At 41.1% G+C, this 20193-nt stretch carries 22 protein-coding genes and 1 pseudogene; 17 read left to right on the forward strand and 6 right to left on the reverse strand.

Going from position 1 to position 20193, the window contains the following annotated elements; genetic code table 11:
* Positions 1–92 precede the first annotated feature (92 nt).
* On the forward strand, positions 93–1067 hold the full coding sequence (locus tag ABT996_RS03410) for a ribose-phosphate diphosphokinase (RefSeq protein ID WP_010689673.1): 975 nt from the start codon (positions 93–95) through the stop codon (positions 1065–1067).
* Between the two features lie 75 nt (positions 1068–1142).
* On the opposite strand, the gene ABT996_RS03415 is transcribed toward ABT996_RS03410, so the two are convergent.
* Positions 1143–1367: a hypothetical protein gene (locus ABT996_RS03415; RefSeq protein ID WP_035447545.1), complete on the reverse strand. Its 225-nt coding sequence runs from the start codon at positions 1365–1367 to the stop codon at positions 1143–1145.
* Positions 1368–1505: 138 nt separating this feature from the next.
* Here ABT996_RS03415 and ABT996_RS03420 point away from each other — a divergent pair, with 138 nt between their 5' ends.
* Both ABT996_RS03420 and ABT996_RS03425 read left to right on the forward strand, forming a co-directional pair.
* The gene (locus ABT996_RS03420) at positions 1506–2177 is read left to right on the forward strand and encodes a DUF6198 family protein (RefSeq protein WP_035447542.1); all 672 of its coding nucleotides are present in this window, start codon (positions 1506–1508) and stop codon (positions 2175–2177) included.
* 62 nt (positions 2178–2239) lie between these two features.
* Positions 2240–3862: an ABC-F family ATP-binding cassette domain-containing protein gene (locus ABT996_RS03425; protein ID WP_010689671.1), complete on the forward strand. Its 1623-nt coding sequence runs from the start codon at positions 2240–2242 to the stop codon at positions 3860–3862.
* 68 nt (positions 3863–3930) lie between these two features.
* Here ABT996_RS03425 and ABT996_RS03430 read toward each other — a convergent pair.
* Positions 3931–4398: pseudogene (locus ABT996_RS03430) on the reverse strand (low molecular weight protein-tyrosine-phosphatase).
* Positions 4399–4402: 4 nt separating this feature from the next.
* Complete coding sequence (locus ABT996_RS03435) at positions 4403–5368, reverse strand: biotin--[acetyl-CoA-carboxylase] ligase (protein ID WP_035447539.1); 966 nt, start codon at positions 5366–5368, stop codon at positions 4403–4405.
* A gap of 94 nt (positions 5369–5462) precedes the next feature.
* Here ABT996_RS03435 and ABT996_RS03440 point away from each other — a divergent pair, with 94 nt between their 5' ends.
* From ABT996_RS03440 to ABT996_RS03455, 4 genes are all read left to right on the forward strand, one after another.
* A complete protein-coding gene (locus ABT996_RS03440) occupies positions 5463–6557 on the forward strand; it encodes a YibE/F family protein (protein ID WP_035447536.1) in 1095 nt (364 codons plus the stop codon).
* Between the two features lies 1 nt (position 6558).
* Positions 6559–7326 carry a YibE/F family protein gene (locus ABT996_RS03445; protein WP_035447533.1) on the forward strand — a complete coding sequence of 256 codons (768 nt, stop codon included), beginning with the start codon at positions 6559–6561 and terminating at the stop codon, positions 7324–7326.
* A 93-nt stretch (positions 7327–7419) separates the two neighbouring features.
* Positions 7420–8424: a hypothetical protein gene (locus ABT996_RS03450; protein ID WP_052006334.1), complete on the forward strand. Its 1005-nt coding sequence runs from the start codon at positions 7420–7422 to the stop codon at positions 8422–8424.
* Between the two features lie 23 nt (positions 8425–8447).
* Positions 8448–8816, forward strand: a complete 369-nt coding sequence (locus ABT996_RS03455) for a DUF3899 domain-containing protein (protein ID WP_180978427.1) — start codon at positions 8448–8450, stop codon at positions 8814–8816.
* 66 nt (positions 8817–8882) lie between these two features.
* On the opposite strand, the gene ABT996_RS03460 is transcribed toward ABT996_RS03455, so the two are convergent.
* On the reverse strand, positions 8883–10196 hold the full coding sequence (locus tag ABT996_RS03460; RefSeq protein ID WP_035447527.1) for an HD domain-containing protein: 1314 nt from the start codon (positions 10194–10196) through the stop codon (positions 8883–8885).
* Positions 10197–10315: 119 nt separating this feature from the next.
* On the opposite strand from ABT996_RS03460, the gene ABT996_RS03465 reads away from it, so the two are divergent.
* The 7 genes from ABT996_RS03465 (at position 10316) to ABT996_RS03495 (ending at position 16860) form a co-directional block, all read left to right on the forward strand.
* Positions 10316–10726 carry a YwiB family protein gene (locus ABT996_RS03465; RefSeq protein WP_035447523.1) on the forward strand — a complete coding sequence of 137 codons (411 nt, stop codon included), beginning with the start codon at positions 10316–10318 and terminating at the stop codon, positions 10724–10726.
* A gap of 44 nt (positions 10727–10770) precedes the next feature.
* Entirely contained in the window at positions 10771–11340 is a 570-nt protein-coding gene (rpoE, locus tag ABT996_RS03470; RefSeq protein WP_010689655.1) for a DNA-directed RNA polymerase subunit delta, read from the forward strand.
* A gap of 174 nt (positions 11341–11514) precedes the next feature.
* A complete protein-coding gene (pyrG, locus tag ABT996_RS03475; protein WP_035447521.1) occupies positions 11515–13113 on the forward strand; it encodes a CTP synthase in 1599 nt (532 codons plus the stop codon).
* A gap of 117 nt (positions 13114–13230) precedes the next feature.
* Positions 13231–13653, forward strand: coding sequence for a hypothetical protein (locus ABT996_RS03480; RefSeq protein WP_035447520.1), 423 nt, complete (start codon positions 13231–13233; stop codon positions 13651–13653).
* A gap of 240 nt (positions 13654–13893) precedes the next feature.
* Positions 13894–15174, forward strand: a complete 1281-nt coding sequence (murA, locus tag ABT996_RS03485; protein WP_035447519.1) for a UDP-N-acetylglucosamine 1-carboxyvinyltransferase — start codon at positions 13894–13896, stop codon at positions 15172–15174.
* A 24-nt stretch (positions 15175–15198) separates the two neighbouring features.
* Positions 15199–16512 (forward strand): transcription termination factor Rho, encoded by a 1314-nt coding sequence (gene rho / locus ABT996_RS03490; RefSeq protein WP_035447516.1) that lies wholly within the window; start codon positions 15199–15201, stop codon positions 16510–16512.
* Between the two features lie 99 nt (positions 16513–16611).
* Positions 16612–16860, forward strand: a complete 249-nt coding sequence (locus ABT996_RS03495) for a type B 50S ribosomal protein L31 (RefSeq protein ID WP_004049440.1) — start codon at positions 16612–16614, stop codon at positions 16858–16860.
* A 43-nt stretch (positions 16861–16903) separates the two neighbouring features.
* Here the strand turns inward: ABT996_RS03495 and ABT996_RS03500 are convergent, their stop codons facing one another.
* Positions 16904–17383 (reverse strand): ImmA/IrrE family metallo-endopeptidase, encoded by a 480-nt coding sequence (locus ABT996_RS03500; RefSeq protein WP_035447513.1) that lies wholly within the window; start codon positions 17381–17383, stop codon positions 16904–16906.
* Between the two features lie 89 nt (positions 17384–17472).
* The gene (locus ABT996_RS03505; RefSeq protein WP_035447511.1) at positions 17473–17904 is read right to left on the reverse strand and encodes a helix-turn-helix domain-containing protein; all 432 of its coding nucleotides are present in this window, start codon (positions 17902–17904) and stop codon (positions 17473–17475) included.
* 533 nt (positions 17905–18437) lie between these two features.
* Between ABT996_RS03505 and ABT996_RS03510 the strand changes: the two genes are divergently transcribed.
* The 3 genes from ABT996_RS03510 to amaP all read left to right on the forward strand — a co-directional run bounded on the left by ABT996_RS03510 (position 18438) and on the right by amaP (position 20173).
* On the forward strand, positions 18438–18695 hold the full coding sequence (locus tag ABT996_RS03510) for a hypothetical protein (RefSeq protein ID WP_035447509.1): 258 nt from the start codon (positions 18438–18440) through the stop codon (positions 18693–18695).
* A 75-nt stretch (positions 18696–18770) separates the two neighbouring features.
* Complete coding sequence (locus ABT996_RS03515) at positions 18771–19448, forward strand: DUF2238 domain-containing protein (protein WP_010689641.1); 678 nt, start codon at positions 18771–18773, stop codon at positions 19446–19448.
* 179 nt (positions 19449–19627) lie between these two features.
* Positions 19628–20173 (forward strand): alkaline shock response membrane anchor protein AmaP, encoded by a 546-nt coding sequence (amaP, locus tag ABT996_RS03520; protein WP_035447507.1) that lies wholly within the window; start codon positions 19628–19630, stop codon positions 20171–20173.
* Positions 20174–20193 lie beyond the last annotated feature (20 nt).

Below are 20193 nucleotides of genomic sequence, written 5' to 3' on the forward strand. Positions count from 1 at the left end.
TATTTCAAATACAAAAACCTTTCTAAAAAGCTTGATTTTAGTAGAATAAATGAATAGTATTATAATTAGATAAATTTGTTTTGGAGGATGCTATGTCTGAAAACTATAATAGTTCAAAGATCAAAATTTTTGCTTTGAACTCAAACAAGCCTTTGGCTGAAAAAATTGCTGCTGCTGTTGGCGTACCTTTGGGAAAGACCTCTGTTGACCGTTTTAGTGATGGTGAAATTCGCATCAACATCGAAGAATCAATTCGTGGTGATGAAATTTTTATCATCCAATCGACTTCAGCACCGGTCAATGACAATTTGATGGAACTTTTGATTATGATCGATGCCTTGCGTCGTGCAAGTGCGGCTACGATCAATGTTGTTATTCCGTATTACGGCTATGCTCGTCAAGATCGTAAAGCTCGTTCACGTGAACCGATCACAGCCAAGTTAGTTGCAGATATGGTTGAAAAAGCTGGGGCAGACCGCGCGATCATGTTAGACTTGCACGCTGCTCAAATTCAAGGCTTCTTCGATATTCCAGTTGACCACTTGATGGGTGCTCCATTGTTGGCTGACTACTTCTTGACTCAAGGTTTGGATAAAGATGCTGTTGTTGTTTCACCTGACCATGGTGGGGTGACACGTGCACGTAAGTTAGCTGAATTCTTGAAAGCACCGATCGCAATTATCGATAAACGTCGTCCGCGTGCCAATGTTGCTGAGATCATGAACATCATTGGTTCAGTTGATGGCAAACGTTGTATCTTGATCGATGATATGATCGATACAGCTGGTACGATCACTTTAGCTGCTCAAGCATTGATGGATGCAGGTGCGATCGAAGTTTATGCTTCCGCAACTCACCCAGTCTTGTCAGGTCCAGCGATCGAACGGATCGAAAAATCACCGATCAAGCAATTGGTAGTGACAGACTCTATCCAACTTCCAGAAGAAAAACAGATCGATAAGTTAGTTCAAGTTTCAGTTGGGCCACTTATCGGGGATGCGATCAAGCGGATCCACGAAAACAAACCGGTTAGTCCATTATTTACGACTCGTTTCCGGAGAAAATAGCTCAAACTAATTAGGAGAAAGCAACCTAGCTCGGCTAGATGCTTTCTCCTATTTTTTGTATCAAGAAAACAGTTTTTATTTTAGTCGCTTCACGACAGAAAACTCTTTAGCTTTAGCGTGTTCTTCGGCGATTGCAGTTGCTTCGTCAAAGATAAAATACGGCTTGCCATCTTTTTCTTGGGCGATCAAGACTGGTTTAGCAGCCTTGTGGTGATAGATCTGTGCAGCAACATAGGCATTTTCAAAGTCAAAATCACTAGCGATCGAGTCACCAGGATTAAAGAAGATATTTTCACTCATAAAATTCACGCCTTTCATATGGTTTCAACTACAAATCAATTGTAGCACTAATTTATCTCAGTGCGTAGAAAAACGGTAGCTATACGAGTTGACATAGTTTAAATACTGACCTACTCTGATAGTAACAGGGGGTAGGAAATGCAAGCAACACAGACGCTAAGTAAGACGCAATTATTAGTCTACTTTATTTTTTCGATCTTTTTAAATAGCTTAGGCAATGCTTTGACTGTTGCGATCAATTTAGGGAGTGCCCTATGGACCGCAGCGGCTGTCAATCTTTCTAAAGTCATGCCGATCACGTTGAGTGCGATGTTGATCTTATCAGGGATCATTGTGATCGTGACTAACATCATCATTTTGAGGCGGTTTGATCTCAAACGAGTTTTGGGCAATTTGCTCTTTATGGTGCCATTTTCGTGGTTAGTAGGCGTTTTTGAAGTCCAATTACTGAAATTACACATCACGCAACTCCCACTGTGGATGCAAGTGATACTGGATTGTTTGGGCGTTGTCTTGATCGCAGTCGCAATTTCAATCTATCAGCGAGTCAATTGGATGCTTCATCCAGTCGATGACTTGATGCAGATCGTGCGGTTCAAATATCTACATGGTAATGCGACGGTAGCTCAATTGATCGTTTTTACACCACCGATCGTGGCGATCGTGATCTCGCTAGTAGTGACGCATCAGCTATATGCGATAAATATTGGCACACTTTTTGCTTTGGCTTTTCAAGGCACGATAGTCGGGATAGCCGACAAAGTTGTTTTTCCAAATCTTAAACACCAAAATTTAGCAACGGAGCTTTGAGTTTTTGGTGCAGTAATATGTTACAATAGAAATTATAACTTAAAGAATGCGAGGAAATATCATTGATCACAGTAAGCGATGTAAGTTTGAACTTCTCAGGACGTTTGCTCTATGATGACGTCAATTTAAAATTTACACCAGGTAACTGTTATGGCGTTATCGGGGCCAATGGTGCTGGTAAGTCGACTTTCCTAAAACTATTAGAAGGTAAATTGACACCAACGACAGGGACGATCACGACTGGACCAAATGAACGGATCTCTAGTTTGAACCAAAATCACTTTGGTTTTGAAGAATTTGAAGTGCTTGAGACCGTGATCCAAGGCCATAAGAAACTCTATGATATCATGAAAGAAAAAGATGCTTTGTATGCCAAAGCTGATTTTACTGAAGAAGATGGGTTAAAGGCAGCCGATCTAGAAGCGCAGTTTGCCGAAATGGACGGTTGGAATGCGGAAGCAGATGCCTCTCAATTGTTACAATCAGTTGGGATCCCAGAAAGCATGCACACCCAAAAGATGAGTGAATTATCGGAAAGTGAAAAGGTCAAGGTATTGTTAGCTCAAGCACTTTTCGGTGAACCAGACATCTTATTACTCGACGAACCAACGAACGGTCTAGATGTGCAAACGATCAGCTGGTTGGAGGATTTCTTGGCCGATTATCCTAAGATCGTGATCGTTGTTTCACACGACCGCCACTTCTTGAACCAAGTCTGCACGGAAATGTGTGATGTTGATTTTGGTAAGATCAAGCTTTATGTGGGTAACTACGATTTTTGGTTGGAATCAAGCCAATTAGCTGCTAAATTGCAAGCCAATGCGAATGCCAAAAAAGAAGAAAAGATCAAAGAGTTACAAGAATTTATCGCTCGTTTCTCGGCTAATGCTTCTAAGTCTAAACAAGCTACTTCACGTAAGAAACAGTTAGAAAAGATCACGTTAGATGACATCAAGCCATCTTCACGGAAGTATCCGTTCGTTAAATTTGAGATGCAACGTGAATTGGGCAATGACTTGGTTCGGGTCGAAAATGTTTCCAAGACGATCGATGGAGTCAAGATCTTAGACAACGTCAGCTTTATGATCCGCCCGGGTGAAAAAGCAGCGATCATTTCGAGAAACGATTTGGCAACGACAACTTTGATGCAGATCTTAGCTGGTAAGTTGGAACCAGACACTGGTTCTGTAACTTGGGGGCAAACTGCGATCCCAAGTTATATGCCACGTGACTTGGATGCTAACTTCAACAATGATGAATTGTCGATCTTAGATTGGTTGCGCCAATATGCGGATAAGGAACAAAACGACAATACTTTCTTGCGCGGCTTTTTAGGTAAGATGCTCTTCTCAGGTGATGACATCGATAAGCAGATCAAGGTCTTATCTGGGGGCGAAAAAGTACGTTGTATGTTATCCAAGATGATGCTCGAAAAGGGGAATGTCTTATTATTAGATGACCCAACTAACCACTTGGATCTGGAATCGATCACTTCCTTAAACGATGCGTTGATCGACTTTAAGGGTTCGTTGATCTTCACTTCTCATGACCATCAATTTATCCAAACGATCGCTGACCATATCATCGAAGTATCAGGTAAGGGTGTAGTTGATCGCTTCGATACGACCTACGATGAGTTCTTGAGTCACGAAACAGTGCAAAAGCAAGTCGAAGAATTATATTAAAAAAACAGTTCAAATAACGCGGGACCGCTCAAGTACACAGCTTGGTCGGTCTCGCGTTATTTAGCTGGCTATTTCAATTTCTTTTTTAGATATTCGAGCCAATGAGGTAAAGCCTCACTTAGATCAGCATAGGTCGTTGAAAAATCGCCGGTATACCAGGGATCGGCAACGACATGATCTTCTTTGTCTGGAGTTAGTGAGTAGACTAATTTGACCTTATCAGCGGCTTTTTTATCAGGTGCCATTCGTTTAGCATCCCGCAGGTTATTTTTATCCATGACTAAGATAAGATCAGCACTGTTAAAATCAGTTTCATCTAGTTGGCGGGCGATCATACCAGTGGCTGGTAGCCCGTGTTTGGCCAGTTCTTTGACCGTGCGACTATCAGGAGGCGATCCGAGCTCGTATGTGCTTGTAGCGGCCGAATCAACTTGGATCTAAGAACTCAGTCCAGCTGAAGCGATCATCTCTTTAAACATTGCTTCAGCCATCGGGGAGCGACAGATATTTCCAAGACAAACAAAAATAATCTTCATATTATTACACCTTCCTAACTTTGATAACTTCACCAGAATTCAAGACTTGTCCGTTCTTTAAGACTAAGGCACCGTGGTCATTGATGTCGATCACTTGTGCTTCTAAGGTACCGGTCGGGCGTTGGATAGTGACATGTTTGCCGATCAATTCACAGTGAGCTCGGTATTCATCCATAAAAGAACCAGTCGTATAATTTTGGTAGATTTTGAAGAATTCATTTAGATAAATTGCGATGAAACGATTACGTGAGAGCCGATTTTTTTTGACATAGGGGGCTAAAGTTCCAACGCGCGCTTGAAGCTCAGGGGGAAAAGTTGAGATCTCGGTCAAAAAGTTGATCCCAGTTCCAACGACCACTTGGCTCAAACTTTGGGTCTCTAGATCAGCGACCCCTTCGGTCAGGATACCGCAGATCTTCTTATCATCGACTAAGACATCGTTGACCCATTTGATCGTGGGCTTTAGCGCCAGTGTTTTCTCTAAGGTGCGCGTGACCGCGATGGCAGTGGCCGTCGTAAGTAGTCCAGGGTCAAAATCAGTGCTCTTGTTGGCTAAGAGGATACTGAGATAGATCCCTGTGTTTTTAGGTGAGATGAAATCTCGTTGATAGCGTCCATAGCCAGCTGTTTGGTGGTCGGCGATCACAACTAGTGGCGTTTGTAACGTAGTGTTTAATCCAAGTTCTTTGGCTTTGAGATTAGTCGAAGGAAGAGAGTCAAATACTTGGAGTTCTAGGTCTAAGTCCGAAGAAAGAGCTTGTAAGATCGCCGTTTGATTCAAAGTATCACTATCGGTGTAGCGGTAGCCCACATGTGGTTTGCTGTCGATCTGATAGCCGGCTTCTTTTAGTTGTTTGATCGCTTTCCAGATCGCGGCTCGGGTGAGCTGTAAACGGTCAGCTAATTCTTGCCCAGAAAGATAAGTTTCACTTCTTGTCAATAACTCTAAAACACGTTCAGACGTTTTCATTGGGGCACATCCTTTTCAAAGTTTAGATATATTTTAACATGTTAGAGGCTAAGTTGTGATATGGTTAAATAAACTGATTTTTGGAGGGACTAAAATGAAAGTCAACACCAAAACATGGCTCAAGCTAGCCTTGATCTTGGTCAGTGGCCTATGTTTATATTTGTTTTTGCGCAATGATGCTTTTTTATATCAACAACCGATCGGAAAAGTGGTCGCTGTTAAGCAAGCTGCACCGGAAAAAACGACCGATGTGTATAATAACAGCGATGAGACGACCCAGCAGACCTTGACGTTAGAGATATTGAATGGTAAATACCGCGGGCAAAGTTTTAAAGTCAACAATACTTATTCAAGATCAGGTGGACTTGATCAAAAATATCATCTAGGGCAACAAATATTTGTCAATATCCATGAACATCGTGGACAAAAAGACATCGTGATCTCACACTATAAACGTGATGTCTATTTGATAATGCTGAGTTGGGCAGTCGTAGTCTTACTGTATTTAACGATACAGTTTCAAGGGATACGTTCGTTGTTGAGCGTGATCTTAAATTTCGTCTTGTTTTTATTGATAGTCCAAGTAGATGTCTTCTTGAATCTGACGAACTTCTTTTGGCTTTTTGCAATAGCGGCCTTGCTTTTTACCGCATTATCTCTGGCGTTAGTGATCGGGCTAAACAAGCAATTTAGCGTGACTTTTTTGGCGATCTTTCTCGGGACGACTAGTGCACTAATCATTGGCTGTTTAGTTCTGTATTTTACTAAGAGTAAAGGCGTGCACTATGAAGCTTTAGATTTTGCGACCCAATCACCTAAGCAACTTTTCTTAGCGGCGACAGTGATCGGTTTGTTAGGAGCAGTTATGGATGCGGCGACTGATATCGTTTCAACACTTTTTGAGATGAAACGCAGCCAACCCGAATTGACGAAACAACAATTATTTAAATCGGGTCAAGTGATCGGACGTTCGGTCATGGGACCACTAGTCAATGTTTTGTTGCTGATCTTTTTTGCAGAAACGTTTGCGATGTCGGTCTTATATTTCAAGACGGGTAACAGTATCGCTTATACGTTTGAGTGGACCATGGCTTTAGGGATCGTCCAAGCGTTGATCAGTGGGATCGGGATTGCTTTGACTGTTCCGTTAGCTAGTTTTTTAAGTGCCCAGTTTTTAGGGGGGAAGTAAAATGTCGGCAATTAGTATTTTAACGCTTATTTTAGCAGGTTTGATGTTACTTGTTGGTGGTAAAGCTGGTCTAACTGCATTTTTTAGTGCCGTATTCAACTTTGTCATTTTGTTTATAACAGTCATCTTGATCACGGGTGGTTTGCCTCCAGTCTGGGTCGCCTTTTTTGCGGGAGTTTGTATCCTAGCGATCACGATCTATATGGGAAATAAGGATGAAAAAACGGCCAATATTGCTTTTAAGGCGACGTTGATCGTGTTGATCGTGATGCTGATCTTGATCATTCCGCTGGATCATTTCGCTCAGATCAAGGGTTTTGCTAACGAGCAATCCGAAGAGATCGAGGCGTTTGATCTTTTGGTCGGAGTCAATTTCGAGCAGTTGATCATTGCCACAACAGTCTTGAGTACTTTAGGGGCAATTGCAGAAGCTGCGATCGCGGTCGCAAGTGGGTTAAATGAATTGATCGAACAAAGACCGACGATTACTTTACCCGAGGTCTTCAAAAGTGGTAAAACGATCGGCTTTCAGATCATGGGGATGACGTTTAATACGTTATTTTTTGGAATGTTTGGCAGTGATCTAGCGCTATTTATTTTGTTGTACAAATTAGAGGCAGGCTTTAGTTATTACTTAAATTCCAAGATCTTTGTCAAAGAATGCTTAGCGGTACTTTATTCAGCAATCGCTGTGATCTTGGTGATCTGGATCACAACGTATTTGGTCGGGAAAAAGCTCAATGAAAAACGAGCCCAGATCGATAAATGAGTGCGCAAAATGGTATAATGTAACTGTAAGATCATTATGCTGTTTGTTTAAAGCGGAAAGGAAAAGCTATTTTTTAATAGTCGGCTGATAGTTATGAAAAAACAAAGAATATTAACGTTGGGCTGTTTGCTTTTTAGTGTGCTATTTATCTTGAGTGCCTGTTCGAATCGTCAAACAGAGACTAAGACTAGCGAAAGCACTAGTCAAACAGTTCAAGCCAAAGTCAATGAACGCTATCAAAATGCACTTTCATATTTGGAATCAGGTGAAAATAAGCAAGCTTATGATGAGTTGAATAAGATCAAAAATATCAAGCAGGCCCCAGCACGTGTGCGGGAATTAAAAGCTGATCTTGCTTCGCTCTTGGCAGCTAAAAAGGCTGTGACCGCAGCTAAGTTGACCGAAGCGGAGAAATACTTAGCTCAATTAGAGAAAGTTGAATCACCGACAGCTTTAGTCAAACAAGTCAATGAACTTGAAAAAGAATATCAAGCCGTAAAGTTGGCTAAACATTATGCCGATGAAGTTGAACAATACTATCAAGCTGGTGCTTATCAAGCAGCGGGCGGTAGTTTACAAGCGTTAGATTCGCTTTCTAGTAAGTATCAAGCTGTGGCGATGTTACAAGAAAAAGAAGGTGGCTATAAAGCCAAGATCGCTTCGGCACAAGCGACGACTAGCTCTGAACAAAGTAGTACCGCTACTAGTACAAGTGAGGTAACTACTTCAAATAACGCAACGTCTAAGGCTGGATACACTAACGCCCGGAGCTCGAAGTTACTGAGTTCAGAGTATAAAAAAGAAACTGGTAGCGAGATCGCCAGTGCTCCAAGTGAGGCTGTCTCCTCAATGTCAGCTAAGATGAGCAACCAAGATGTCTTGAGTGCTTTTCGTAAGGCGACTGCGATCCCACAAGAAGCCGGTGACCAATATTATGTTCAAGATCTCGGTAATGGTCACTACCAGATCGAGATCAGACATACCAGTCCAAGCGATCCGCAAGTTTCCAATTTGAAAGGTATGTATCAATTTGACCTGACCAGTGGAGTGGCACAAAAGTTAAATGAAGTCAGTGGACAGTACGAAAAACTTAATTAATAAATAATGGGTGAGAAAAGAGAATGCAATTTGTCAAAGAAAACATTTGGCTCAAAGGTGATCTAGTGATCGCAGGGATCGTGTTGCTTTTAACGATCATTGGGCGTTTGACTAGCAACCATATTTTAGTTTCAGATATTTTATTTATGAGTGGATTAGCGTTATTGTGTTTAATGATGTTTGACATTTTACTACACGCTAACTTGTTGGCTGGTTGGTTCCAACGCCAACGCAAGGGTGAAAGTGATGAAGAATTTGCCAAACGCAAGATCGACATCAAGCGGGTAGCTTCAGAGAAGAAAAATGCACCGATCTATTTTAAAAAGTTTAGCTTCAATTGCTTGCTTTTAGGGAGTTTTATGATAATTTTAGCTGTCATTGTGACACTATAACCAATGAAGGCCCCATCATGATGTTTTGCATCACGATGGGGCCTTCGTTATCCACTGGCCACTGCATTAGATGAGCCGGTCATTTTTAATGTGCTCTGAAAATTCTTGATAGTAAGGTTGGAAGACTTCTTGTTGGTCTTCAGGAGTACCTAACATTTGTTTTGGAAAGAAGAAACGTTCGTCACCCAGTTCTTTATCAGTCACAGCCTTGACTAGAGGTGAGACCTCGGATAGTTCTTCTAGGTCGCCATTTGGCTGGATCAAATTGATCTTAGCTTTAGAATCATAAAGCGCATAGGGTAAGTTGAAACTATCATTAGTTGCAGTGTAGTAATTAGCGTCATAGCCTGAATTGGTCACGAGTGAGGCTAATTTTGGTAATAGATCAGCTTGTTCTTCTGTGACGCGCACTGATTTTAAAGGCTGACGATCTAAGAAACGTTGGGCTAAGTCACTTAGGATCGGATCTTTGGCAGTCCGCCAGTTTTCAAAGCAAGTATTTAAGATCCCATCGTCAAGGCGCAAGTAATCGGCTAGTGTAAAATCTTTTTCGAAGAAAGGCTGTAAAAGCTCGGCGGCAAAATCTTTTGGTAATTTACCAGCTAAATAGAGGTCTTTAGCTCGCTTGAGCAAATGGCCCAGAATAACTTCCATTGAGCGGGAAACGGGATGGAAATAGACTTGTTGATACATTTGAAGGCGACTGATGATGTAATCTTCGACTGCATGCATCCCGCTGTATTCAAAGACGATCCCATTTTTACTTGGGCGCATGACGCGTAAGATCCGCGTCAGATCAAATGTTCCATAGTTAGCCCCAGTGAAATACGAATCGCGTAAAAGATAATCCATCCGGTCAGCGTCGATCTGACTAGAGATCATTTGCACGACTTGGAGATTGGGGTAAGTCTTAGCGATCACGCTGGCAACTTTTTCGGGAAAGTCAGGTGCGACTTGTTTTAAGACCGCATTGATCTGGGTATTTTCTGATGTGATGATCGTGCGGGTCATTTCTTCATGGTCGGTTTCAAAAATATGTTCAAAAGTATGTGAGTAAGCGCCATGTCCTACATCGTGTAGAAGTGCAGCGCATAATGCTACTAAGCGCTCGTTATCATCCCAACCACCATCACCCGATATTTTAGTGGCGTAGTTTCGTGCAAATAGATCACAGATCCGACGGGTGATCTCGTAAACACCGACCGAGTGTGTAAAGCGGGAATGCTCGGCACTATGGAAGGTGTAATTGGTCGTTCCCAGTTGTTTGATCCGACGCAAACGTTGGAACTCGCGGGTGTTGATCAGGTCGAGAATGACTTGGTGTTTGATATAGATATAGTCATGGATCGGGTCGCGCAAGACTTTTTCTAACGGCAACATTTTTGAGGTATAGCGAGTTGTGATTTTAAAGCCCCCTTCGTAATAATTATTGTTATAATAAGTATATACGTTGAGTGATCAATTGTACATGTTTAGAAATGGGGTAGAGCGTTTTGACAATGCAGGTACCAGTGGAAATAAAATTAAAAACGGTCCAAACTCAGGCGGGTGAGATCGAAAAATTTGAATTGCTCGAACAGGGTGAGTTGACGCGTAAGGGAGAAACGGTATATTTGCGGTATACCGAGGCTAAAGCTGGCGCCCAAACGATTTTAAAGATCAAGCCAGCTGAATTATTGCTGACTAGACGCCAAAAGGAGTTAGCTTTGCAATTAAATTTAGCTGAGGGTCAGCAAACCAATGCTAAGTATAAGACAGCTTATGGGATCATTCCGTTGGCGGTCAAGTGTACGACTTACAGATATGAACAGCTTGCTGAAACTAGCGGTGAGTTAAAGGTGGAATATCTCTTATATTCGGGTGAAGAATTATTGGGAGAATACAAATTAGAATTGCAATTCAAGGCTTAATATTGTAAGATGAAGAGTAAACTGTGGAAAGGACGTGTACCAGTTTGGAGCTAGAAAAATTCAAAGATGCTAACCGCAATGAATTATCAATGGTCGAAGTTGCACACGCAATTTTAAGTCAAAAAGGTGATGTGATGGCCTTTGCTGACTTAACAAATGCAATTCAAGAATATCTTGGTAAGAGCGACCAAGAGATCCGTGACCGTTTAGCGCAATTTTATACAGATTTAAATGTTGATGGCAGCTTCATCTCTTTAGGGGATAATCTTTGGGGCTTACGCTCATGGTATCCATTTGAATCGATCGACGAAGCACTCGTTCACTCTGAAGACGAAGAAGAAACTCGTCCACGCAAGAAGCGTAAGAAAGTCAATGCTTTCTTGGCTGATGCGACTGACGATGATGACGTGATCGATTACAATGATGATGATCCAGAAGATGTCGATCTAGATGATGATTATGACGATGATGACGATGATGATGAAGATCGCGAATTAAAAGCTTATAGCAAAGATCTAAGCGATATCGACGATCCAGAAGATGAAGAAGATGATCTTCCAGATGGGATCGAAGGTCAGTTGACTGAATTATCAGATGCTGATTTAGAAGATTAATAATTTTGTGCTTGACGTCAAGCAGTGTTTTATGTAAAATTCAATATGGGCGCTTCACTTATAGGTGAAGTCAGACGTACGGCAAGGCAAGCTCCCTATTCTAAGAGATGAATAGGGAGCTTGTTATTTTTGTTAGTTCTACCCTGATAAATTAAATTAAAGGAGCATTTAATAATGACCAAGTATATTTTTGTTACGGGCGGCGTTGTTTCATCTCTAGGCAAAGGTATTGTTGCCGCTTCACTAGGCCGTTTATTGAAAAACCGCGGATTAAAAGTTACGATCCAAAAATTCGATCCATACATCAACGTTGACCCAGGGACGATGAGCCCCTATCAACACGGTGAAGTTTTCGTGACCGATGATGGCACAGAGACTGATTTGGATCTCGGTCACTATGAACGCTTCATTGATATCAATTTGAACAAATACTCAAACGTTACAACTGGTAAGATCTACTCAGAAGTTTTGAAAAAAGAACGTCGTGGTGATTACTTAGGCGCAACGGTCCAAGTTATCCCACATATCACAAATATGATCAAAGAAAAGATCATGCGTGCTGGTACGATCACCGATGCAGATGTTGTTATCACAGAAGTTGGGGGAACAGTAGGGGATATCGAATCACTTCCGTTCCTTGAAGCGTTGCGTCAAATGAAGTCTGAAGTTGGGAGTGAAAATGTAGTTTACATCCACACGACTTTAGTACCATACTTGAATGCAGCTGGTGAAATGAAGACCAAGCCAACACAACACAGTGTAAAGGAATTACGTGGCTTAGGTATCCAACCAAATATCTTGGTCGTTCGGACAGAAAAACCAATTTCTCAAAGTATGCGTGACAAGATCGCTAACTTCTGTGACGTAGAACCAGAAGCTGTGATCGAATCAATGGACGTAGATACACTTTATCAGATCCCATTGAACCTCCAAGCACAACACATGGATGATATCGTATGTAAGAAGTTGCATCTTGAAACACCAGAAGCTGACATGACTGATTGGAGTAAGTTAGCTGATAAGGTACGTAACTTAAATGGTGAAGTTAAGATCGCTTTAGTTGGTAAGTATGTTCAATTACCAGATGCATATATCTCAGTCAACGAAGCCTTGCGTCATGCAGGTTATGCGATCGATTCTAAGATCAATATCGATTACTTTGATTCAGAAAAATTGACTGCTGAAAATGTAGCCGAACAATTAGGTAGCTATGATGGGATCATCGTGCCAGGTGGCTTTGGTGACCGTGGCCTTGAAGGTATGATCCAATCGATCCGCTATGCTCGTGAAAATGACGTGCCATTCTTAGGTATCTGCTTAGGAATGCAAATGGCATGTATTGAATTTGCCCGCGATGTGTGTGGTCTTGAAGATAGCAACACAGCAGAAGTTGATCCTAATGCTAAGAATAAGATCATCGATCTAATGGCTGATCAAGCTGAAATTCAAGATATGGGTGGTACACAACGGCTAGGTCTTTACCCATGTAAATTAAAACCGGGTACAAAGACAGCCGAAGCTTATGGTAACCAAGACGTGATCCAACAACGTCACCGTCATCGTTATGAATTTAACAACCAATACCGTGAGATCATGGCTGAAAAAGGCTTAGTCTTTGCCGGTACTTCACCAAACAACCATTTAGTCGAAGTTGTGGAAATTCCAGAAAACAAATTCTTTGTGGCTGCGCAATACCACCCAGAATTCTTATCCCGTCCACAACGTCCAGAAGGTTTATTTGCTGCTTTCGTAGCTGCAGCTGCTGGAAAATAGACCATTTAAAAGCACTTCAATTTGAGGTGCTTTTTTTAATAGCTATAATTATTGAGTTGTAGTTAACAGCGATAAGTAGTAGGATCAGCGTAAAATGACTAAGTGAGAAGGTTAGTGATGGCTAAAAAATGGTCAATATTTTTACTTATTGCAACAATGATCAGTGTGCTAAGTGGGTGTGGGAACAGCTCCGCACCTAAAAGAGAGCAGCATACTTCGAGATCTGAAAAAGTATTTAAGAGTAAGCCGGAAGATACTTCAAAAGAAAAAAGGATAATAAAACTATACGCTCAAAGAGGGATAAAAGTCGATATAAGTCCATTTAAAGCGGGCTATCAAGTGATACCGAGGGATGGTTCGCTATTGGGAAATTTACGAAATAATGATAAAGATGGCTATATCCAAAACCAACTCGTTCCAATTTCAAAAATTATCAGCCAAGAAAGTAACGCTAAGATCTACCTTAAAGCAAATGATCCGAATAATGTGCTGTTAGCGGTATGTAATAACGGGGAAATTGAATATACGCTGCTCAGGTGAGCTGATTTTTAGCATTGTGATTTGAAATATATTTCGAATTGCAATGCTGTTTTAGTGTAATTTAAAAATTAGCTAAGATATTTCACTGATAAAGCACTAATTTACATTGAAACCTTAGCTTTTATCCTGTAAAATTCAATATGGCGCATTGTTTACTGTTTAATGATCTGCGCAGACTATTTGATGATGATTCGAAAAGATATATATTTATTTAATTGATTTAGTGAGGAATTTAACAAAATGAAAAAAATGATTGTCAAGGGTTCGCAAAAATTGTCAGGAGAAGTGACGATCGGCGGGGCCAAAAATAGTACTGTAGCTCTTATTCCAGCTTCCATTTTAGCTGATACACCTGTTGAATTTGATTCTGTTCCTGATATTTTAGATGTGCACAACTTAATGTTGATTTTAGAATCAATGAACGTAAAATCATTTTATAACCGAGGAAAACTTACCGTTGATCCAACAACGATCGAATCCACTCCACTTCCCGGTGGAGCTATTCGCAGTTTGCGAGCTTCTTATTATTTTATGGGTGCTTTGCTTGGTAAATTCGGTAAAGCTGTCGTAGGTTTCCCCGGTGGTGATAATATCGGGCCACGTCCGATCGACCAACATATCAAGGGCTTTAAAGCTTTGGGCGCTAAAGTCGTTGAAAAAGATGATACGGTTTATATCACGACTGGTCCAGAAGGCTTACAAGGTGCCCGGATCTTCTTTGATCTAGTTTCGGTCGGTGCGACGATCAATGTTTTATTAGCTGCGGTCAAAGCTAAAGGGACAACGATCATGGAAAATGTTGCACGTGAGCCAGAGATCGTTGATCTAGCAACATTTTTAAATAACATGGGGGCTAAGATCCGTGGGGCTGGAACGGATGTGATCCGCATACAGGGTGTTGACAGCTTAAAAGCGCAAAACATTCACACGATCATTCCCGATCGGATCGAAGCGGGAACATATTTGTCATTTGCAGCTGCAAACGGTGAAGGGGTCTTGGTGAAAAATGTGATCACGGAACATTTGGATCCTTTTATCGCTAAGATGCAAGAAATGGGCGTGACCCTTGAGATCGATGAAGATAAGATCTATGTTCCTGGGGGCGACCTTCTAGCCCCAGTTAGCGTCAAAACCGCACCTTTCCCAGGCTTAGCCACTGATCTACAGCAACCCTTGACTCCACTTTTAATGAAAGCTAAGGGCAGTTCAACGATTATTGATACCCTTTATCCACAAAGAACTAAGCATATTCCTGAAATGCAAAAAATGGGTGCTAAGATCTCCAGTCAAGATGGTGTGATCACGATCGGTCACGCTAAGAAGTTGATCGGTACAACGGTAGAAGCTGGTGAGATCAGAGCCGGCGTATCATTGTTAGGTTTGGCTTTAATGGCAGATGGTACAACAACGATCACCAAGGCGGACAACATTTTACGTGGGTATGATCGGATCGTTGAAAAATTCCGCGGGTTAAATGTTGATCTGAAAGTTATCACTGAGAGTGAAACACTAGATTTTTAAAATAATTACGATAGAGGCGATCGCATGTCAGAAATGCAAACTTTAGAAGACTTACAAAAAAAGACGTTAAAAGAATTATATGAGTACGCACGTAAGTATAAGATCAAATACTACAGCCAGATGAACAAAAAAGAACTTTCCTTGGCTGTTATCCGTGCTCAAGCAGAAGAATCAAGTTTTGTCATGAAGGGCGTCTTAGAGATCTTTTATGATGAAGGTGGCTACGGCTTTTTACGTCCATTGAATTATAATCAATCCAAAGAAGATATTTATGTCTCGGCTTCTCAGATCAAGCGCTTTGGCTTGCGTAACGGCGATGAGGTCGTAGGTAAAGTCCGACCTCCAAGACAAAATGTCGCTAACGACCGCTATGGAATGCTTTATATCGATTCTGTTAACGGAAAAAGTCCAGAAGAAGCCAAAGGTAGACCGCATTTTCCAGCGTTAACGGCAAAATATCCTGATCAACGTTTGATCTTAGAACATGATCCTAAAAAATTATCGACACGAATGATCGACCTATTTGCCCCGATCGGTTTTGGCCAACGGGGGCTGATCGTGGCACCACCTAAAGCGGGTAAGACTACCTTTTTAAAGGATATTGCGGCAGGGATCTCGAAAAATTATCCCGAAGCAAAGCTATTAGTCCTTCTGATCGATGAACGACCTGAAGAAGTGACCGATCTGGAAGAATATTTAGCGAAGATCAATCCAAATGGTGAGGTCGTCTACTCAACGTTTGATCAACGTCCAGAAAACCATGTGCATATTTCTGAGCTGGTCTTAGAAAGAGCGATGCGGTTAGTTGAAGACAAACAAGATGTCATCATCTTATTGGATTCGTTGACACGTTTAGCTCGAGCATATAATCTAGTCGTCCCAGCAAGCGGAAAGACCTTATCTGGTGGTCTTGATCCAACGGCACTGTATCGCCCTAAGAAGTTCTTTGGGGCTGCGCGGAATGTCAAAGAAGGTGGGAGCTTGACGATCTTGGCGACCGCTTTAGTTGATACTGGTAGTCGAATGGATGATATTATTTTTGAAGAGTTCAAGGGGACCGGTAACCAAGAACTGCAATTGAGCCGAACCTTAGCCGAACGTCGCATCTTCCCAGCGGTCGACTTGAAAAAATCAGGAACGCGTAAAGAAGAATTACTCCTTTCAGACGATGAATTGGAAGCAGTTTGGAAACTGCGCCGTGCGATGGGGGATGACACGCTAAAGGACACCGAACAGATCTTAAAGATCTTGCGCCAAACCAAAAATAATCAAGATTTTTGTATGCAGATCGATCAACTAGAACTTTCAAATAGTTCGACACAAAATCGCAAAAGATAATTGCAACGAAGTAAAATTCATGGTATCATGTTGTTTGTTGTATAACACGAAAATAACTCTGACCCAGCAAATGGATCAGGGCAAAGGAGCGAAATTAGAATGAAACAAGGAATCCATCCAGATTATCACAAAGTTGTTTTCATGGACTCAGCTACAGGTTACAAGTTCTTGTCTGGTTCAACAAAGACAACTGAAGAAACAATTGAATGGGAAGACGGTAACACATACCCATTGATTCGTGTGGAAATCTCCAGCGACTCACACCCATTCTACACAGGTAAGCAAAAATTCACACAAGCCGATGGTCGTGTGGATCGCTTCAACAAGAAATACGGTTTTACAAACTAATATATTTCATGAAAGCTACGGTCTTGACCGTGGCTTTTTTATTTTAAAGCAGTAACTGCGCTAAGTGTTGCTGATGCAATTGCATTTGAGAAAACGTATCTAAGAATAATGCCTTACAATGCTCGGGGATCCCCAGCTCATACATCAATTTATCTGGACCAACTTCTAGATCGGTCGTCGCGTAGTAGTGACATAAAAGCAAGATGATCGCAAATCGATCGGCCTCTGCTTCAAAGTGTGAGATAAAACGACTATGGTTCATATATTGGAGCAATAGTGGTCTGATCCCTTTATGGAGCAAAATATGCCCTAGTTCATGTGCGACGACAAAACGTTGCGTAGTAGTGGCAAGGTGTTGGTTGAGATAGATCAATGAGACATCACAGTAAGTGGTTTTAAAGCCTAGAATATCGCCAAGATCAAAGTATAAGATCTCAATATCTAAGGTAGCACAGAGGATATAAGGATCAAAAGTCCGATCGTATCGTTTGAGAGTAATGACTTTTTCAAATAAGCGCTCCATTTTTAAACCTCCTGAACGTATGTTTGGTTTTAGTTTAGCACTTGCCTCAGAAAAGTAAAATAAAAAGTCCTCTAAATTAGAGAACTTTTCTAGTTATTATCATAATGCTCTGCTTGCTTGCGTTGGCTGAGTTCTAAGCCGATCTCAAGCGCGTTGGCAAGTAACTTGCGATTGTCAGATGTTAGAGGTAGGCCGTCAAAGTTTAGATCGGGTTCATTTTCAGTAAGAGCGATCAAGTCTTTGATCTTGCGTGCGAGATCTTTTGCAGTTTGTTCATTATATTTGTGATAAAGCTTTTCTCCCTTAGGAATATCCGCAGACTTTTTACCTAAGATAAAATCAGTTGAGACATCGAAGATCTCGGCTAGTTTTAAGATCTCCTCTGCGCGTAATGGGCGATCACCATGTTCGATCCGCCCCATAACGTTTTTATTTAAGCCCATCAGCTTAGCAAGTTGTGCTTGCGATAGGTCGTGACTTTCTCGAAGTGTGATGATCACTTCGGGGATCGTTGACTTCATATCACACCTCCTTTATCAATTCGACCAAATAAAGCGCCAATGAAAAAAGTGGGTGCAAAATGAAGATAATTTATTGACATACCTATTTTGGAGTGATATATTCATAGTGCAAAGGATTTAGGTATATCTAAAAATTGTCTCTATTTTGTTTGCTTTGTTGAAAGGATCAGTATTACTTTCCCGTATACTGATCCATGTCCATTGACGATATTGAAACTTAATGCCAGCAATTGCGCCAACAATTAGCTGGTCAGCTTTGATCAATTATTCTGACACAATCATAGCATAATTTTTATATCCTGTCATTTTCAAGTTTTAGGCTAAGCGGTGAAGCCCCGCTGTATCAGCCTTAGGGCGTTAAAAGCTTGTCGTCCTGAAATCAGTCAAGACCTGATAAAACATTTTTCTGGCATTATAAGTTATAGTGGCGGAAAGCCGATCTTTTTTGATCGAGCTTGTTCATACTTATCGGCATAAGGGGGGCCTGATGTGGGAACCCCTTTTTGCCTTACTAAAAATTAGGGGGAATCGACATGTTACTTATCAAGAGTAATAACTCAAAACAACAAGTGTTGAATCAAGCACTAAAAAAGTTGACAGAAGATCTACATTTGAAGCTGGTTGCGTTTGCAGCTGATGAATTTGGGGTCAACGAAGCAGAAATGGTCGTTTTTTTACTGGACCAACAATCACGCTTAAAGTTACCACTGCTACAAGAGGGATTATCGGAGTGCAAGATCAAAACTAAGGTGCTTGAAACGGAAAATTATGGACTTTTCCCAACGATTTGATGATAATCGCTTGCGAAAATTGTGTGCTTGTCCTTTAATTAATACATAGCAGTATTTTTTGAAGGGAAGAAAAACATGCAAAAAAGCAGTTTTAGTGAACGTTGTTTGAATATATTTTTACTGTTCGTCGTTATTTCGATGGTGTTATCCTTGGGCTTTACAGTCAAGGATGCTCTATTAGGTCCCACAGCAGAGCAAGGAGCAGCTTGGTTTTTAGCACTTGAGATCGTATTAGGTTTGATCATTGTACTGATCCCCAAGTGGGTCGCTAAGCGCTTGCGGATCTATTTACCACCAACATTGTATTTGTTCTTTGCCCTCTTTATTTATGGGTCAGTCTATTTAGGGACAGTCTATCATTTCTACAGTGTTCCATATTGGGATAAAGGGCTGCATTTGTTAAGTGGTGCATTGTTAGGTGGTTTTGCCTTTTCAGCCTTTGGCGCTTTAGTTCCAGATGATGCTATCGAAAAGATCTCACCCTTTTTTATTGGGATGTATAGCGTAGCCTTTGCGGTCTTTTGTGGTGTGTTATGGGAATTTTATGAGTTTACGTGTGATAGTTTTGGCATGAACCTCCAACGTTACATGCAGGCGGGACGTCCGTTAGTTGGACGCGCTGCGTTGATGGATACGATGGGCGATCTGTTCGCTGATTTTATCGGTGCCTTGCTTTTCGCAGTGATAGCTTATGTACAACTAAAGAAAAATCGTAATTGGTTAAAGAGTTTCTTCTTTAAACGAATTGAATAGTAATAATGATTTAAGGCTTTTGTGGTGCAAATATCACAAAAGCCTCTTTTTTTGAAAAAATAATAAAAAATTAAATATTATTTATTTTATGTTAAGAAGTTTGATTTGCTTATGAAATAGCATGCAAAAAGGTGAGATACCTGTTAAGGTTAAGACAGGGACAAGAAAGGCGTGATGTCATGAAAGCATGGATCAAATGGAGTGTTTGTTTCGGAATGTTTCTCCAAGCTGCTTTAGGAGGCATCGTGATCGCTTGGTGGTTTTTCCCACAGGCAAGTATCTTCCAAAATATTTTTGCCTATCTACTGACTGACTTTGGGCAAAAGGTCATTTTAGGCCTTGGGATATATCTAGTTGTACTTGCAGTTTTGTGGCTTAGTTGGACGATCAGTCGTCCGACGACACAGGGCAGTATGACGATCCACCGCGATCATGCCAGTAAGGTTCAGATCGATCAAAAGGCAGTTGAGAATAATGTTCGTTTGACGCTTGGTAAGTATGATCTGTTTAACATTGAGGTCAAAGTTAAGTTGTTATCTAATCGAAGGCAAGCTGATGTAGTTGTTGTGGCGACGTTATCGCAAACGACCGATCCTACAGTGTTAGAGTCACAAATCACCCAAACTGTGAGGCGTGATTTAAAGGAGATGTTGAATATCGAACTAAGACGTTTAAATTTAAAACTTAAACCATATCATTATGATCAAAAAGTTACTATTGTCTAGGGATACAAAGAAATTGCGAG

It is taken from the genome of Ligilactobacillus sp. RTP31139st1_D10_RTP31139_211217 (assembly GCF_040226755.1).
Taxonomy (GTDB): domain Bacteria; phylum Bacillota; class Bacilli; order Lactobacillales; family Lactobacillaceae; genus Ligilactobacillus; species Ligilactobacillus animalis.